Origin of the sequence: Archaeoglobus neptunius, from assembly GCF_016757965.1 — an archaeon.
Classification (GTDB): domain Archaea; phylum Halobacteriota; class Archaeoglobi; order Archaeoglobales; family Archaeoglobaceae; genus Archaeoglobus; species Archaeoglobus neptunius.
The window spans coordinates 1-14,523 of record NZ_JAEKIW010000018.1; the positions used below are offsets into that span (position 1 = coordinate 1).

The window sequence follows — 14,523 nt, forward strand, 5'->3', positions numbered from 1 at the left end:
CGTGCCACGCATCGACAATGAGCGGAACAATTTCCTTCTCCAGAAACTCTCTGACAGCACTCCTCACAAGCCTGTCCTCGTCACTCAAAAGCTCGTCAACGTTGTAGAAGTCAACTCCTCTGAACATTTTTTATCACCTTAAAATGTGGTCTTGATTTTAACTATTTAAATTTTTCGGAAAAGTATTGCCAAAAATTATCAACGTTAAAATTGATTTTCCACCGCCAGTTCTGTTCAAACGGTTCTAAACTTACAGAACAGTTTTGTTTCCGGGAAAAGTTTTCCTCTTCCGACTTTTGCATTAAATTGATTATCTTTCGTAAAGCTGCAGAATCCTGAATGGAAAAAGAAAAGCTCGAATCCCACCAAGCGCCGCCGGCAGGATTCGAACCTGCGACCGTCCGGTTAACAGCCGGACGCTCTACCAGCTAAGCTACGGCGGCTCAGCACTTCTTGGCAGCATTGAATTTAAACTTTGTCCTAGCGAGTTAATTTTAAATAATCGTTTACTTTTACTAAAATTGGTGATAGAATGCGTTTTGTTAGGGGATTTCCGTCTACAATGATGGATGACTACCAGCTAAACATGATAAACATCCTGAGACATGCAGCGACGAACTTTCCCGAGAGGGAGGTGGTTTCAAGGAACCTAGATGGGAGTGTTTTCAGGTACAACTACGGTGAGGCCTTCAAGAGGGTTTCGAAGCTCGCTAACGCTCTTGAGAGCATAGGTGTTGATGTCGGGGATAGAGTTGGAGTTTTGAGCTGGAACACCCATCGTTTTTACGAACTCTTCTTTGGAGTATCTGGGATTGGCGCAGTGCTGCTGGAAATGAATCTCAGACTGCATCCAAAAGAAATTGCGTACGTTGCAAACCACAGTGGAGCGAAGGTTATATTTGTTGACGAATCTCTGATTCCGCTGGCCGAAGCAATTGCTCCGTCTATAAAAGCTGAAAAGTACGTTGTGATGACTGATGGAGATCTGCCCGATACGAAGTTGCCGAACGTTTACAGCTACGAGGAGCTTTTGGAGAATTCTGATGATAGCTACGATTTTCCGATGGTTGATGAGACCTCTGCCTATGCCGCATGCTACACATCGGGAACAACGGGGAATCCGAAGGGTGTTTATTACTCCCACAGGTCGATGGTTCTGCATTCAATGATCGCAGCACTGAGTATGGGGCTAAAGCCGGAAGATGTGTACATGCAGATAGTTCCGATGTTTCATGCAAACGGCTGGGGGGTATTTTTCGGTGCAACAATTGTGGGCAGCAAACTGGTATTTCCGGGAAGGTATGCGGTAGATAACCTTGCTCCGGTTGTGGATTTGATGCAGAAGGAGGGTGTAACGGCCACGGCTGGTGCTCCAGCAATCTTCATTCCGTTGCTGAACTACCTCCAGAAGATGGATCCGAAACCGAAATTCAATATAAGGGCCTGGAGTGGTGCTACCGAACCACCGTTGGCGATGATGAAGGGATTGAAGGAGTTCGGAATAGATATCGTGCATGCCTATGGCGCTACCGAAACCTCACCTCTTGTATGCTACAATTTCGTCAAACCCGGTCTCGAGAAAACACTCAGCCAGGATGAGCTGTGGGAGTTGAAGAGGAAGCAGGGAGTTCCGGTGTTTGGTGTTGAGGTGATGCTGGCTGATGATGAGGGCAACGTCTTGCCCAGAGATGGGAAGGCCATTGGCGAGCTGTGTATAAGGGGTCACTGGATTACGGGCAGCTACTACAAGGATCCAAGGACTTTCGAATCTTTCCTTGAGGATGGTGTTTTGAAGTGGTGGAAGAGCGGCGATGCAGCCACGGTAGATGAAAACGGATATATTAAGATAGTGGATCGCTTCAAGGACCTCATAAAGAGCGGTGGGGAGTGGATAAGCAGTGTGGACCTTGAAAATTACCTGATGGCCCATCCAAAGGTCTTTGAAGCATGTGTCGTTGGGATACCCCATCCGAAATGGGAGGAAAGGCCACTTGCATTTGTTGTGCCGAAGTCTGAATACCGGGACAGCATAACAAAGGAGGAGCTTTACGATCACCTCAAGCAGAGGTTTGCGAAGTGGCAGTTACCGGATGACATCATCATCACAGATGAAATACCGAAAACGAGCGTTGGAAAATTCAGCAAGAGAATGTTGAGAGATATGTACAAGGATTACTACATGAAGTCAGAGTAGATACAGAATCCACACCAGCATTGCCGTGATAAATGCAATGACGAATAGCTGTCTGTAGGTCCGGCTAACTTCAGTCCCGAAATACTCGGCGGTCAGAACGTAGCAGAGGTGCAAAGGAGAAAGCATGACTCCGATGTAGCCAGCGGCTATGACGAGCATCAGATTGTGAGGAATGATGTTGCCAACACCTGTGAATGAGGTTAGAAGGGGCAGAGCGATTGAGGAGTAGCTCATTTCAATGCCCGTTGCAAAGCCGACCGTCAGGGTGAGTATGAATGCAGCTATTGGTGCAGGGAACTCAAGGGAAATGTCCGTAAAAAGACTCTCGGCTGCGCCGCTCACCTCAATTACTGATTTGAATACCATTACGGCGAAAACGAGAATTATTATTTTTCTGTCCACCGTTTTTTTCATAATTTTTTCGAAATCCCGTATTTTTGCTCTTCTGTGGATTGAAACTGCCGCTATGGAAACCAGAAGAGACACGAGCAGGTCAATCTTCATGGCCACCGTAAGCAGGATCAGGATTGCAACAGGGTAGAGGTTAAGAAGGGCTTTTGCGGTGTCTTTGCCAATTCTGAATTTTCTCTCCATCCCTCTGGTTAGTAGAAGTCCGGAGATGACTGCGAAGATCGAGATCGGAAAGGTTGCGGAGGCAAATTTGAAGAGATCGGTATTAAGGACGGCTGAGCCGATAATAATGCTTGGATAAAGGGGCCAGAACGTTACCCAGATGTGCCTGAACCAGTAGTTCAGCAGGGTAGCTTTTTCGGGAGACAGGGCGTATTTTTTCACGAGTGGACCAAGCATAACGGCAGATATCAAGGCACCCCCTGGCATTGGTAGCAGACCGATAAGCAAAGGTATCAGGATGAAGCTGTACGCCCCTATTGATTCTGAAAGACTTTCTGCAATCTCTCCAAGCATCCCAAAGTACTCCATGGCATAACCCAGTGTGAAGGCCAGAATTACGATGATGACTATTTTAATCGTCTGGAGACTGACCAGGGCATTGAGCATGACTTCAAACCCGTAAAAGCCAAAGAGAAGATAGCTCAGCACAGCAGAACCCACAAAAAGCGATATTCCAATGTTGAGCTTTCTGATCAGGATCAGAACAAGGACGATAGAGACAACTAAGGCGAGGGTTTGATCCATATTTCTGGCAGAAAATATGGGTATTTAATTTTTCATGTTAACTTTTATATTACCCCTCCCGATCCTCATTGTGTGAAAGAGCTGATAATGAAATACGTCGTTCAGAATGCAGCGAAATACGGTAAAGCTAATGAAAAAGCTGTTATGGGGAAGGTGATCGCAGAGAGTCCGGATTTGAGAGGCAGGGCCAGAGAAGTTCTTGAAATTGTAAGGCAGTGCATAGAAGAATTTGAGAGCCTGAATGAGGAGGATCGGAGCAGGTTAATTCAGAAATACAGCGTTGATGAAGGTGGCAGAAAAGAAGAGCGGAAAGCAGGTCTCCCACCACTGGAGAAGGCCGAGAAAGGAAGGGTGGTCATGCGCTTTGCCCCCAATCCAAATGGTCCTCCTACACTCGGCTCTGCGAGGGGAATAATAGTCAACGGGGAATATGCAAAGATGTACGATGGCAGATTCATCATCCGATTTGATGACACCGATCCCAGGACGAAGAGGCCGATGCTTGAGGCATATGAGTGGTATCTGGAGGATATAGAGTGGCTCGGATACAGGCCGGACGAGGTTATCTACGCATCCAAAAGGATTCCCATATACTATGATTATGCCAGGAAGCTCATTGAGATGGGAAAGGCGTATACCTGCTTCTGCAGCCAAAGAGAATTCAAAGGGTACAGGGATGTAGGTGTGGAATGTCCGCACAGAAATGTTGACCCTGGAAAAGCTCTTGAGATATGGGAGAGTATGCTCGATGGCGAATACGAGGAAGGGGAGGTCGTGCTCAGAATAAAGACAGATATGAAGCACAAAGATCCGGCATTGAGGGACTGGGTTGCCTTCAGGATAATAAAGGAATCTCATCCGCTTACCGGGGATTCATACGTGGTTTATCCAACTCTCGATTTTGAATCAGCCATCGAGGACCATCTGTGTGGAATTACACATATCATCAGGGGGAAGGATCTGATAGACTCCGAAAGAAGGCAGAGGTTCATTTACCGGTATCTGGGGTGGGAGTATCCTCTGACAAAACACTGGGGCAGGGTTAAGATTTTCGAGTTCGGAAAGTTATCTACATCGTCACTCAGGAAAGACATTGAAAGCGGGAAGTATGAGGGATGGGATGACCCGAGATTACCCACGATAAGGGCTTTCAGGAGGAGGGGGTTTGAGGCGGAGGCAATAAGGAGGTTTTTCATATCTCTCGGTGTTGGCGAGAACGATGTATCGGTAAGTCTGAAAAATCTCTATGCAGAGAACAGAAAAATTGTTGATCGCAAGGCCAACCGGTACTTCTTTGTATGGCAGCCTGTCAGGGTGGAAATAGAAGGCTTGCCCGATGAAATCGAGGTTGAACTCCCGCTCAACCCATCAGAGGGAACTAGGAGGAAGCTCAGGGGAGAGAGGATTGTGTATGTTACCAAGGATGACTTTGAGAGGTTGAGGGGACAGATTGTAAGGCTCAAGGACTTCTGCAACGTTGTTCTTGATGAGAGGGCAGAGTTCAGAGGCTTTGAACTCGGAGAGGTTAAAAAGGGGAAGAACATAATCCACTGGCTTCCAGAGAGCGAGGCGGTTCCCTGCGAGGTTTCGGGAGAGGAGAGTAGGGATGGGCTTGTGGAGAGGGGAGTTGCAAGTGATGTGGGGAAGGTTGTGCAGTTCGAGAGGTTTGCATTCTGCAGGATCGAGAAGGCGGGAGAGAAAATTTCAGCGATATACACACATCCGTAGTCTTTGTTCACCACCAAAACCCTTAAAAATCTCACAAGCCTTAGCCTTTTCAGAAGCCCGGGTGGTGTAGTCCGGCCTATCATGCGGGCCTGTCGAGGGTGGTGAGAAGACGAAAGCCCGTAGAAAGCCCGCGACTCGGGTTCAAATCCCGGCCCGGGCGCTTTTTCTTCTGATGTCAGGTTTGGGAGAGGATTTGGAGAAAGCGAGGGATGCAATTGAGAGCATTGAACCATCGGAGCTCCATAACTGGATAAAACAGCTGCCAGAGATCGTTGCAGAGAAAGAGAGGGCAGAGACACTTGTTCTGGTTTTTGTGGTAGAAAGGCTTAAGGAGGTAAACCATGCTGATAGGAATATCGGGCAGTTCTAACAGCGGAAAAACTACCCTCGCATCACTACTCGGAGCTGAGATGGATGCATGCGTAGTGGGAGAGGTTGCAAGTTATGTGGCAGGAGTATGGAAAAAGGAGAAGGAAATGAGCCTTGCGGAGATAAGGGCTTACGATGCAACCCGATTCCAGCTTGAAGTTCTGGAGGAGCAGATAAGGAGGGAGGATGAGGCTTTGCAGAGCCATGAGATTGTAATCGTGGACAGAACGATCTACGACGACCTCTTCTTTGCATTGTTCTACCACGACGATTTACAGCTTCTGAAGAGATACATGAGGATTCTTGAAGAGAGGGAGAGGCAAAGGCAGTACGATTTAATCCTCTACTGCGAGCCCATTGAAGGTGACAACAGTAGCAGGATAGAGCATCAGATAATTCGAAGACTTCTACCCCAACACATCCCAGTCTGCCACCTTCCAGCATTTCCACCAAAGAAGAGGGTTCGGATTGCAGTCAAAGTGATTGAAGAGGTTTTCTCATGCTGATCGAAGTTGTTGGCAGTGCTGACGAATTCCTTGCCAGGATAAACCGCAATTACGGCATCCACTACGAACTCGAAGCCAGAACCGGAGGAGCTGCTGGTGAGGTAGCCTTTCTGAAACTAACCCTCTATGGTCTGGCAGATGATCGCATCATCATCTGCGAAATTGCAGAGATGGCGAGGTGGAATGATAAGAAGGTTGAAGGATTTGGAAAGACTGCAATGGAGAATCTGAAAGCGTGGATAGAGAGGAGATGGAAAGAGATGCAGGTTATGGCAGAGGAGCTTGGGGCAACGAGGGGGAAGTATGAGTGGAAGTGATTTTTCACTTTCGTCTCACCACGGGAATCTGGTTAACATCAAATCGAGAACTTTGAGCAAAATGCTTCTCCTCAGACACTCGTCTTCCTCAGAGAGCTGATCAACGCAGGAAAGCTGCAGAAGGTGTATGTTGGGGTTAGAGATGAGAGGAAGGCTTTGAGAAATTCGAGATTGTTGGATTTCCTGCAGGAGTTCGGCTTTGAGTCGGGAAGCCTGAAACTTGAATCTGATTCCGTAACTCTATTCCCGGTTCTGCTGGTCATCATGATCGGATTCGGGATAATCATTGCCTACCGCCTTGGCGTTGAATATGCTCCCGTCTATGCGTTCTTCATCCTGATCTACTTCCTGAGGTCATCGCTTTTCAGGGAGATCAGAAAGAATTGATTTTAAAAAATTTATATAATTATGAAATTCTATCCATTAGATCCTCAGCGTAACTTTTAGACTGTTTGCCTCTGTAACGCACGTTCCCGAAAGTTTGAAATTTGTCAAAAATCTTCATTTTTTAATGAGGTTGCAAAAACTAAGTTTGCGAGAAGGACTTCGAGAACTCGAAAAAGGAAACAATGAATTCTACTTGGAGGTTGAGTTGTTGGGCGTAGAAGAGAGAGAGGGGTAACTCAACGCGGAAACATCTTTGTGAGAGTTAAGATTAAAGACGAAGAAACGACAGCTACACTCGTTGTTTGGGGTAGCAGCGGAAATAAGCGTAACGTTGAACTTGTAGAGAGAGAATCTGAAATGATTAGAATTATAAGACCTGTCAAGCCTAGCTACTGGGCAAGAACAGGCTACAAAATTGATCTCTGGGCTCACGAAAGGGTTACAAGAATTGAGGAGGTTTAAGGAGATGTGAGTTATGATACTCGGGAAGAAGGAGTATGGAGTATGTATAGTAAACATACCCCTCCAATCTTTGTACGATAGGTGTTTGCAGTTTGTATCCTCCAACAAAAAATGGAAGGTCACAGAAACGTACAAAGATGATAAAAGGGCAATAATATGCTCAAAATCAGGTATCAGTCTTAAAACGTGGGGAGAGGTCATCACTATCAGAATGAAAAAAGTTGATCCGCAGAAAACTAAGGTCTACATCCTCAGCAAATCTGGAGAACGAATGGACTTTGGTAAAAATAAGGAGAACGTGCTCTCTATAATCAACTTCCTAAAGTATTTGACTAATAAAATAGAGATCATTAACGAAAAAATTAACGAGCACGATTTGATACCAATAAAAGAAGACGCTGCTACTTACTTCGGTGGGCATTTCAAATATCCGTTGAAGTCAGGTAGATTTTTTGACATAGGTGGTACAACGAAAACAGGGATTGTTGGCAGACTGGCTTTGTTTGATGACAGGATAGAATTCACAACAAGAAAGTGGCGGATAATAATTCCGCTCGAAAATATTTTAGTTGATTATGTTCGTTTTGAGGAGAAGGATTCAGGCAAAGCAAGTGTAATTGGAGGTGGTGGAGGAGTAGGAGTGCCGTTATCACCAATACCTATTGGAATGGGCTTTGGAGGAGGGTTTTTATCAAAAGAAGGAAACTTGAGTTTGCTAGTAATACCTTACATGGATGAGCATGGAATAAAACATGCCCCCAGATTTCAGATCAAAGGGTTAGTCAGAGACAAAACAGAGGAATGGGCAAAGCTCCTTTATGAAAAGCTAGTAGAGATAAAAAAGCAGAAATCAAAGGAATTGAAGGAAACTAAACAGAGTTCCGAAGCCCTTGACGTTTTTGAGAAGCTGAAGAAATTGAAAGAATTATACGACGCAGGGATACTCACTAATGAAGAGTTTGAAGAAAAAAAGAGGGAACTGTTAGATATGCTATAATTTTGTTGAACCCAATTTTTGAAACAGTTATCAGTGTGTCGGTTTTAGATTATTTCCTTGTAATCTATGTTAGGCCATTGATTTCCAATCCCGTCACCTCCACAAGCCTCTCTACGAACTTGTGGAGGTGGTTGAATGAGGAAGGGAGTCTGGTATGAAGTAGTTGTGGAATAGAAAGGGCTTGGTTGAGAGGGTTGTTGAGAAGATAGTCAGAGAGAGGCTGAAAGGGGAGCTTTACACAGAAACGACAGGTGTGATTCCTGTGAGCTTCTACACGGTTCTGAGTGAAAATGGAGCTTCAGCAATCCTCTTCTGCTTCTTCAACAGCATCAAAGCTGCTGAAAAAGCCGTTGCGGAATTCGAGGAGGAGGTGAGGAAAGAGATAGAGGAAATGGCAATGCTGAAGGCAAGACTCAGAATTCTCAAAGCTGACAGGGAGATCTTCGAGAGAAACGGGATAGGGGTGGTTTGATGAAGGAGCTTTACGATGCTGCTGGGGAGATGAAGAGCAGGGTTATCAGCGAAGGCATCAGAATCATAGACTCAGCCATAGAGATCCGCAGAATCCAGAGAATGACAGTTGAGGGATGGGAAACTTCTCACTTCTCCCTCCTTTTATTCTCTGACCCACACGTATGGCTTTTAACGAACGGAAGGATTTACGCTTCATGGCTCGATGATGAGCTGATTCTGCATTTCAGCGATGAGGAAATGGAAAGGGTTAGGGAGATTCATGGTTATCTGGAGGAGTGGTGATTTCAATGTCTTCAGAATTCAAAAGGGCTGATAAGCTGGATAAAGGCGATAGTAATAGCAGTAACAGCAGGAAATACAGGATGCTCGTCACAAAGGTTAATGGCGTGTTCAGCGTTCTCAGCCTCAACTCCTCAACCGGTACAACCAGGCAGTACACAGTGAAGTGGGACAACGAAAGATGGATCTGCACCTGCCCTGATTTCAGGAGAAATAGCTCAGATTACGCATGCAAGCACATCGAGGCGGTCTTTGTAGCCGCAATGGAGATGCAGAGGGCTGTTGAGGTGGAGGTGAATGGGAGGGTAAGGCTTCCGAAAGAAAGTCTTTAAATATTTTTTATCTTTTTTAATCAAGAAAGAGCAATGGGCGAGATAACCATAAGGCTGATTAAGCCAGGAAGACTGGCTTTTGTTGATCCTCCATTCTTATCGAGTTTGTGAGTGACGATAGATGGTGGACTGTAAAACACTCAACAGGTCCAAAATAAAATTCAAAGCGCCTCTCCCACATCGCTCAGGAACTTCTCGATTAGTCTTTGATCAATATAATAACCAGATTCCAGAAATTTCAGAATGTATGGCTTTATCTCATCAATTACCCCATTATTCTTGGCGATTTTCAAGAGTCCGAGCGTTCCAATATGCCCCACACCCATCCTTTCAGCAACTTTTCTGCCCTTCAGGTCGTCAATGAGCAGAACAAGATTTCTCTCAAGCGACAGGGCGATTGCTTCTGCTTCACCTCTGTCCACGATAATTGACAAAGCCTTAACCAAACGCTCATCTTTCACCTCTTCAGGTATGAGAAAATCCATTTTCGAGAAGCAGTCCCTCTCCTTTTTGAACAGCTCATCCCGGACAGAGGGTGGTATTAAAAATTGCATCACACTTTTTCAGGATTATCAGAGGAGAGGTGTCAGAGACTATCTGCATGTTTTAACTCCTTATCAAGCTCCTCTTCATCCCAGTTTATCACACTCACTTTTTTCTCGCTGAGTATTTTCATGAAATCCTCAACGCAGAAATCTGCAAGTTCTGCCGCCTGTTTTAATGTTAGCTTTCCCTCTCTGTAAAGCTGCACAGCAAGGGCAATCTTCAGATCCTTCTGTGAGAGATCTATTGGAACATCCACTGTGAGGGTTGGCATAAATTGAACTCGCCCCTCTCTTTATTAAGTCTTTCTTAGGATCGTATTTGTTAAAGAAGCTCGAAACCACAAGTGGTTGAGGTCTTGAAGGGTACGTCTTCTGACTGAGAGTATCCAAGAAGTCTGGAAGTTACACGATTTCCCATTGACATTCCTACATTAATACATCTTTCTCAACCCAGCCCGCCAACCTCCAGTGAAGCGGGCTTTTCCGCTGAGGAGGTTTTGGAATGTCAGATGCTGAATCTAAACTGGGTAAAAAGAGCAGAATCAGAGAAGCGATGGAAACTGTGCTGAAAGCCTTCGAAACAAACCCGGAGAAGGTTGTCTTGGCTGTGTTTAAGGGAAACGGAAAGCCATCAGACAGCTGGAGCTTCTTCAACCGCCTCATCATGTTCATGAACGACACAGCAGATGCGAGAGGATTCAGGCAATGGCAAAAGGTTGGCAGGAGAGTTAAAAAGGGTGCAAAGGCATTCTACATCCTCGCTCCTGTAAGAAAGAAAGTTCCTGTTAGAGTCAGGAAAATTGTGATTGTGGAGGAAGAAGAAATTGAAGTAGATGAAACAGTACTCGTTGAAAAGCTCGTCAGCTTCAAATCCATCCCTGTTTTCCGCTATGAGGATACTGAGGGTGAGCCACTGCCAGAAGAGAAGTTTGACTTCGAAGTCCCATGCGAATTTCAGGGAATAATCGATGAACTCGGATTGAGGGTAGAAACAAAATCCTTCAAGAGATTTTATGGATGTTACAGCATCCAGAGCAAGGTCATCAGACTGCTTCTCCAGAACTCATTGTCTTCTTGCATGAACTCTGCCATGCAGTCGACGATTACCTTCACGGTGTTCATGCCGGTCAGATTCCGTTGCAGGAGGTTGTTGCTGAGTTCAGTGCTGCCGTCATAGCCTGTTTGCTGGGACACAGAATCCCGCTGGGTAACGTGAAGGAGTATATCGAGAGTTACGGATTTACAGAGCTTTTCAAAGTCTTTTCGAGGGTTGAGGGGGTTGTTGAGTTCGTTGTTGAGAGAACAGCCACGGGAGATGATGGGAATATAGCACAGAAATACTGGGGCATTGATGTGTAATTGCGCTACACAGCAATCAGATTTATGACGCCACAACTGCTAAATTCGATTGAAGATGTAGCGACAAAACGAACGGATTAACGACTCAACTACCACTCATTCAGACTCCTCATTCGCAATACTCAAAGCTTTCCTGTAAACGTCTCCGCTAAGCCAAAAACCGGAATCCATCAGCGTATCCAACTCCTTTTTCAGACTCCCTATGTAGCCCATCTTCTTCGCCCATAGCAGTAAACCAACGGTTCCCATAACCTTGAGTCCAAGCTTCTCCGCAAGATTTCTTGCGTCCTTCTCATCAAGCAAAACGAAGGCATCTACTTCTGATGCAAGCGTTATAGCTTCACTCTCCCCAGCATCAAGGTAAACTCTCAGCAGATTGTACAGCTTTAAATTTGTTATCTTTCTAACCTCAAATCCTGCTTTTTTGACTTCTTCCACGCCTGCTCTTCCTTTTCCCTCTTCAACAACCTCTCTCCAGACAGCTTCAGGAATTAAAACTTCAAAATGCTTGAGAAGGTCGAGCCTCGAAATTTTGCACAGATTTATGAGAACGGAAGAATCAGCAACTACCTTCAATCAGCTCCCTCACGACCTTTTCATCCTTCTCAAGTTCTTCAAGATCGTATCTCCTCACAACCTTCTCCTTTGCCAGCAGCTCGTGGAATTCCCATTTTGTCATTCCTGCAAGCTCTCTCGCTTTTCCAAATCCAAGTAAACCCTTCTCGTATAACCTTACTGCCAGCTCCCTTCTTATTCTCTCTTCCACCTCGCTTTCTGGTAGCTTTATTGATTTCGCTATTTCAACAGGTATCTCTATCTTCAATCCCATGAGTCTCTTACATTGTTTAAATATAAGAATATTGGCCTGTTGGGATGTAAGCTCTTTTGAGTCTGAACATCCAGAATTTGAAGTTTTATGTAAGCTTCCCTCTCAGAATCTGGCTTTTATCCCTCTACTGGTCTTCTGAAATCAAAAGCGGGGAATGAGTGTAAAAGGTATGTTGCCAATAACTCGAATTCAGAATCGTTCAATCACTCAATACATTCAACCCCTCTTCTATCTCCTCCGGATTTATCTGAACGAGGAGTCCTCTCTCTCTGGCAATCTCGAACCACTCAGCCAAACTAACCCCTGCAATTCTTGCAGCCTGTTTCATGCTCTTCTTTCCAGTTACATATAGCTCGATGGCTTTCCGTAATCTGAGCTCTTTAATTCCCTCTTTTATTGCAAGATTCAACGCCTCATCTTTGCTTACACCGAGCAGTTCTGCAAGTTCATTAATTTTGCAATCACAGATATTACTGGGATTGGAAGAATATTAAGGTTTCTTCTACCGCTTTTACGCTCCGCTCGCTTGCTTTCGCATCCCGGCATATTGGCTTTTCTCCCTTCTTTCTTTAAATTAAAGCGAAAGGGAACGGGCTGCCTGAATCACTACGCCCCACCCACCACCCTTTGCAGCGGGGGCAGCCCTGAAAAGCACATAAGCCGGGCACGCTCGCTCCGCTTTCCTACACGCTTGTGACTCAGAGCACCACCTCCGTCAGATCAAACATCTGTTAAGCAGATGCAGGAAATGCAGGAAATTCAGAAAGCTCGCTGTTAGGGGAGTTGAGAAGCAGGTTGCTGTGAGAGGTAAGAAGGTTGTTTAGGGTGTCTGCAAACTCACCACTCAGCCAGCCTCTGCAACACCTTCTTTTCTCTAAATCCCAGTCTCACGAGTATTGCAATAAGAAGTACGTTAGCATAAACGAATTTAGCTACAGATCTCTTCGTAAACCTGTGTATTTTGTCCATAAACAAACCACATTTCCCCAACTTAAACAAGTCTTCTACTTCCGATCTCTCAGCTTTAAGCTCATCTTCTCTCTTCAAATGATGAATAAGAATTTTTACAAGCTTTTTGAAGAATGCCAACTCCTTCATCCTATTCTCAAGGAAATAAGTCAGAGGTGTTGAGATCAAGCTCAACAGCTTGCTTATGCTCATGTTCTCCTTCAACCAGATTACTGGAACAATCCTGTATTTCTTTAAGGCAACATTGTAGTTGTAATAGGAGCAGAAACCCTTGTCAGCCATCACAATCGTCTTCGGTCTCAGAAAACCTTTCTTTTTCAGGTTTTCAAGAACATCTTCAAAGATCTGGCTATCATGAATATTTGCAGGAAAGATTAAAAATAAAAGTGGCCTTTTCGTCTTATAATCTATTGCAAAAGCTAATTTGAAACCAATGAAAAACTTATTGCCATCAAATCCCCATTTGTAGTCTCTATCCTTGAGTCCTTCATTTGGTTTCCTGTTCTTCTGCTTGTTTAAATCCAAGTCGATTCCTGAAATGTCCATAATGATTTTAAAGCACCTTTTGCCAATTTTACCAAACAAAGAGTTGATAATCTGCTCCACCGCTTTTCTAAATTGTTCTTCTTCCATTTTGGACATGAAATCGTACACCTCTTTAATATCTGGAACCTCAGATATATTAAGAAGTTTTCTCAGCTTATTCCTTCTATTTAGCTCTTCGACGAAGTATGAAAGTTCTAATCTAAAGAATAAGGATGATATCAGGATTTTCAGCATAATAACTGCTTCATCAACTGGTGTTATTCCATTCCTTTCCATAGCTTCTTTTATTCCGTCTTTTTCAAGTTTTTTAACCGCTTTCTTCAAGATCTTGAATTTCTGGTCTCTGAGATCCGGTATGACAGGTGCCCTCATTCCAATCACCCAGTAAATTGATATAAACGTTTTGTTTTTAAATTTTTCTGTTTATATTCTTTGTTTTTTTGTTTGAGGTTTAATTCACATCTACATTCTCATGAAATTATGTGTTAGTTTTCTATAAAATTAATGAAGCTCGTATAATTATTATAAGAGTGTGGTTAAAAAAGAGACTCTAAAGGTTGTTATGAGAACAAAGAGGGTTGGAGAGGCTTTGCCGTGCATTGAGAACTGCGACTGCATGACTGCTGAGGAGGGAGTAGGGTGGATGATAAACAGCCTTGATGCCAAGATCGATGCTGTAAGGGAAGAACTGACGGCAAGGGTGGATGAGACAAACAGAAGAATAGAGGAGAACACGAGGGAGCTGGGAGAGCTAAAATCATAGATCGCAGCCATGAGATCGAGGTAGGAAATAATTGAGGGTCTGGTGAGGAGAGTTGGGAAGCTGGAGGACAAAATCTTTGCCTGATTTTAGGGTTTTATGAATGATGAATTTGTATTTAATACATTATATAGTAACATGAACGTGAGTGTTGACTTTAATGTGTGGTTCTTGATACTCAGATCAGACGTTTGAGCCTTCTCTCAAGCTGCCCTCCCATAAACGGAAACAGGGTTGGGGAAATTTCTCAAATTGGCCGCCTTTCTGGAAGTTGTGGCGAAGTGGCTTGGTGAATTCAATTTGCTATTTTTA

21 protein-coding genes and 2 tRNA genes are annotated in these 14,523 nt (G+C 44.5%); 15 read left to right on the top strand and 8 right to left on the bottom strand.

Translation table 11 applies throughout. The features are described 5' to 3' along the window. Positions 1–370: 370 nt before the first annotated feature. Positions 371–443, bottom strand: a tRNA-Asn gene (locus JFQ59_RS12065). Positions 444–532: 89 nt separating this feature from the next. On the opposite strand from JFQ59_RS12065, the gene JFQ59_RS12070 reads away from it, so the two are divergent. Next, positions 533–2,194, top strand: coding sequence for a long-chain fatty acid--CoA ligase (locus tag JFQ59_RS12070; RefSeq protein ID WP_202320761.1), 1,662 nt, complete (start codon positions 533–535; stop codon positions 2,192–2,194). Here the strand turns inward: JFQ59_RS12070 and JFQ59_RS12075 are convergent. Then, positions 2,186–3,352 carry a TIGR00529 family membrane protein gene (locus JFQ59_RS12075; RefSeq protein ID WP_202320762.1) on the bottom strand — a complete coding sequence of 389 codons (1,167 nt, stop codon included), beginning with the start codon at positions 3,350–3,352 and terminating at the stop codon, positions 2,186–2,188. The two genes, JFQ59_RS12070 and JFQ59_RS12075, sit on opposite strands and share 9 nt — an antisense overlap. Before the next feature lie 27 nt (positions 3,353–3,379). On the opposite strand from JFQ59_RS12075, the gene gltX reads away from it, so the two are divergent. The 11 genes from gltX (at position 3,380) to JFQ59_RS12130 (ending at position 9,203) form a co-directional block, all read left to right on the top strand. Beyond that, positions 3,380–5,080, top strand: a complete 1,701-nt coding sequence (gltX, locus tag JFQ59_RS12080) for a glutamate--tRNA ligase (RefSeq protein ID WP_407928356.1) — start codon at positions 3,380–3,382, stop codon at positions 5,078–5,080. Positions 5,081–5,135: 55 nt separating this feature from the next. Next, positions 5,136–5,240, top strand: a tRNA-Asp gene (locus JFQ59_RS12085). 33 nt (positions 5,241–5,273) lie between these two features. Continuing rightward, a complete protein-coding gene (locus JFQ59_RS12090) occupies positions 5,274–5,450 on the top strand; it encodes a hypothetical protein (protein ID WP_202320764.1) in 177 nt (58 codons plus the stop codon). Further along, positions 5,422–5,955, top strand: a complete 534-nt coding sequence (locus JFQ59_RS12095; protein ID WP_202320765.1) for an AAA family ATPase — start codon at positions 5,422–5,424, stop codon at positions 5,953–5,955. Before JFQ59_RS12090 ends, JFQ59_RS12095 begins: the two co-directional genes overlap by 29 nt. Beyond that, positions 5,949–6,272, top strand: a complete 324-nt coding sequence (locus JFQ59_RS12100; RefSeq protein WP_202320766.1) for a hypothetical protein — start codon at positions 5,949–5,951, stop codon at positions 6,270–6,272. Before JFQ59_RS12095 ends, JFQ59_RS12100 begins: the two co-directional genes overlap by 7 nt. Positions 6,273–6,395: 123 nt before the next feature. Then, the gene (locus tag JFQ59_RS12105; protein WP_202320767.1) at positions 6,396–6,659 is read left to right on the top strand and encodes a hypothetical protein; all 264 of its coding nucleotides are present in this window, start codon (positions 6,396–6,398) and stop codon (positions 6,657–6,659) included. A gap of 255 nt (positions 6,660–6,914) precedes the next feature. Further along, positions 6,915–7,121 carry a hypothetical protein gene (locus JFQ59_RS12110; RefSeq protein WP_202320768.1) on the top strand — a complete coding sequence of 69 codons (207 nt, stop codon included), beginning with the start codon at positions 6,915–6,917 and terminating at the stop codon, positions 7,119–7,121. Positions 7,122–7,134: 13 nt separating this feature from the next. Beyond that, complete coding sequence (locus JFQ59_RS12505; protein WP_230972511.1) at positions 7,135–8,118, top strand: SHOCT domain-containing protein; 984 nt, start codon at positions 7,135–7,137, stop codon at positions 8,116–8,118. 163 nt (positions 8,119–8,281) lie between these two features. Further along, a complete protein-coding gene (locus tag JFQ59_RS12120) occupies positions 8,282–8,590 on the top strand; it encodes a hypothetical protein (protein WP_202320769.1) in 309 nt (102 codons plus the stop codon). Then, positions 8,590–8,874, top strand: a complete 285-nt coding sequence (locus tag JFQ59_RS12125; RefSeq protein WP_202320770.1) for a hypothetical protein — start codon at positions 8,590–8,592, stop codon at positions 8,872–8,874. Before JFQ59_RS12120 ends, JFQ59_RS12125 begins: the two co-directional genes overlap by 1 nt. Before the next feature lie 5 nt (positions 8,875–8,879). Continuing rightward, complete coding sequence (locus tag JFQ59_RS12130; protein WP_202320771.1) at positions 8,880–9,203, top strand: SWIM zinc finger family protein; 324 nt, start codon at positions 8,880–8,882, stop codon at positions 9,201–9,203. 161 nt (positions 9,204–9,364) lie between these two features. Here the strand turns inward: JFQ59_RS12130 and JFQ59_RS12135 are convergent, their stop codons facing one another. Continuing rightward, complete coding sequence (locus JFQ59_RS12135; RefSeq protein ID WP_202320772.1) at positions 9,365–9,757, bottom strand: DUF3368 domain-containing protein; 393 nt, start codon at positions 9,755–9,757, stop codon at positions 9,365–9,367. A 32-nt stretch (positions 9,758–9,789) separates the two neighbouring features. Next, positions 9,790–10,020 carry a UPF0175 family protein gene (locus tag JFQ59_RS12140; protein ID WP_202320773.1) on the bottom strand — a complete coding sequence of 77 codons (231 nt, stop codon included), beginning with the start codon at positions 10,018–10,020 and terminating at the stop codon, positions 9,790–9,792. Positions 10,021–10,250: 230 nt separating this feature from the next. Here JFQ59_RS12140 and JFQ59_RS12145 point away from each other — a divergent pair, with 230 nt between their 5' ends. Both JFQ59_RS12145 and JFQ59_RS12150 read left to right on the top strand, forming a co-directional pair. After that, positions 10,251–10,925: a hypothetical protein gene (locus JFQ59_RS12145; RefSeq protein ID WP_202320774.1), complete on the top strand. Its 675-nt coding sequence runs from the start codon at positions 10,251–10,253 to the stop codon at positions 10,923–10,925. Then, positions 10,886–11,107 carry a hypothetical protein gene (locus tag JFQ59_RS12150; RefSeq protein ID WP_202320775.1) on the top strand — a complete coding sequence of 74 codons (222 nt, stop codon included), beginning with the start codon at positions 10,886–10,888 and terminating at the stop codon, positions 11,105–11,107. The genes JFQ59_RS12145 and JFQ59_RS12150 overlap by 40 nt, the downstream gene beginning before the upstream one ends. 96 nt (positions 11,108–11,203) lie before the next feature. Here the strand turns inward: JFQ59_RS12150 and JFQ59_RS12155 are convergent, their stop codons facing one another. The 4 genes from JFQ59_RS12155 to JFQ59_RS12170 form a co-directional block, all read right to left on the bottom strand. After that, positions 11,204–11,683, bottom strand: coding sequence for a DUF3368 domain-containing protein (locus JFQ59_RS12155; RefSeq protein ID WP_202320776.1), 480 nt, complete (start codon positions 11,681–11,683; stop codon positions 11,204–11,206). Then, entirely contained in the window at positions 11,667–11,936 is a 270-nt protein-coding gene (locus tag JFQ59_RS12160) for a UPF0175 family protein (protein WP_202320777.1), read from the bottom strand. Before JFQ59_RS12160 ends, JFQ59_RS12155 begins: the two co-directional genes overlap by 17 nt. A 199-nt stretch (positions 11,937–12,135) precedes the next feature. Beyond that, positions 12,136–12,345 carry a UPF0175 family protein gene (locus JFQ59_RS12165; RefSeq protein ID WP_202320778.1) on the bottom strand — a complete coding sequence of 70 codons (210 nt, stop codon included), beginning with the start codon at positions 12,343–12,345 and terminating at the stop codon, positions 12,136–12,138. Positions 12,346–12,773: 428 nt separating this feature from the next. Then, a complete protein-coding gene (locus tag JFQ59_RS12170; protein WP_230972513.1) occupies positions 12,774–13,823 on the bottom strand; it encodes a transposase in 1,050 nt (349 codons plus the stop codon). 160 nt (positions 13,824–13,983) lie between these two features. Here JFQ59_RS12170 and JFQ59_RS12175 point away from each other — a divergent pair, with 160 nt between their 5' ends. Continuing rightward, positions 13,984–14,214 carry a hypothetical protein gene (locus tag JFQ59_RS12175; protein ID WP_202320780.1) on the top strand — a complete coding sequence of 77 codons (231 nt, stop codon included), beginning with the start codon at positions 13,984–13,986 and terminating at the stop codon, positions 14,212–14,214. Positions 14,215–14,523 lie beyond the last annotated feature (309 nt).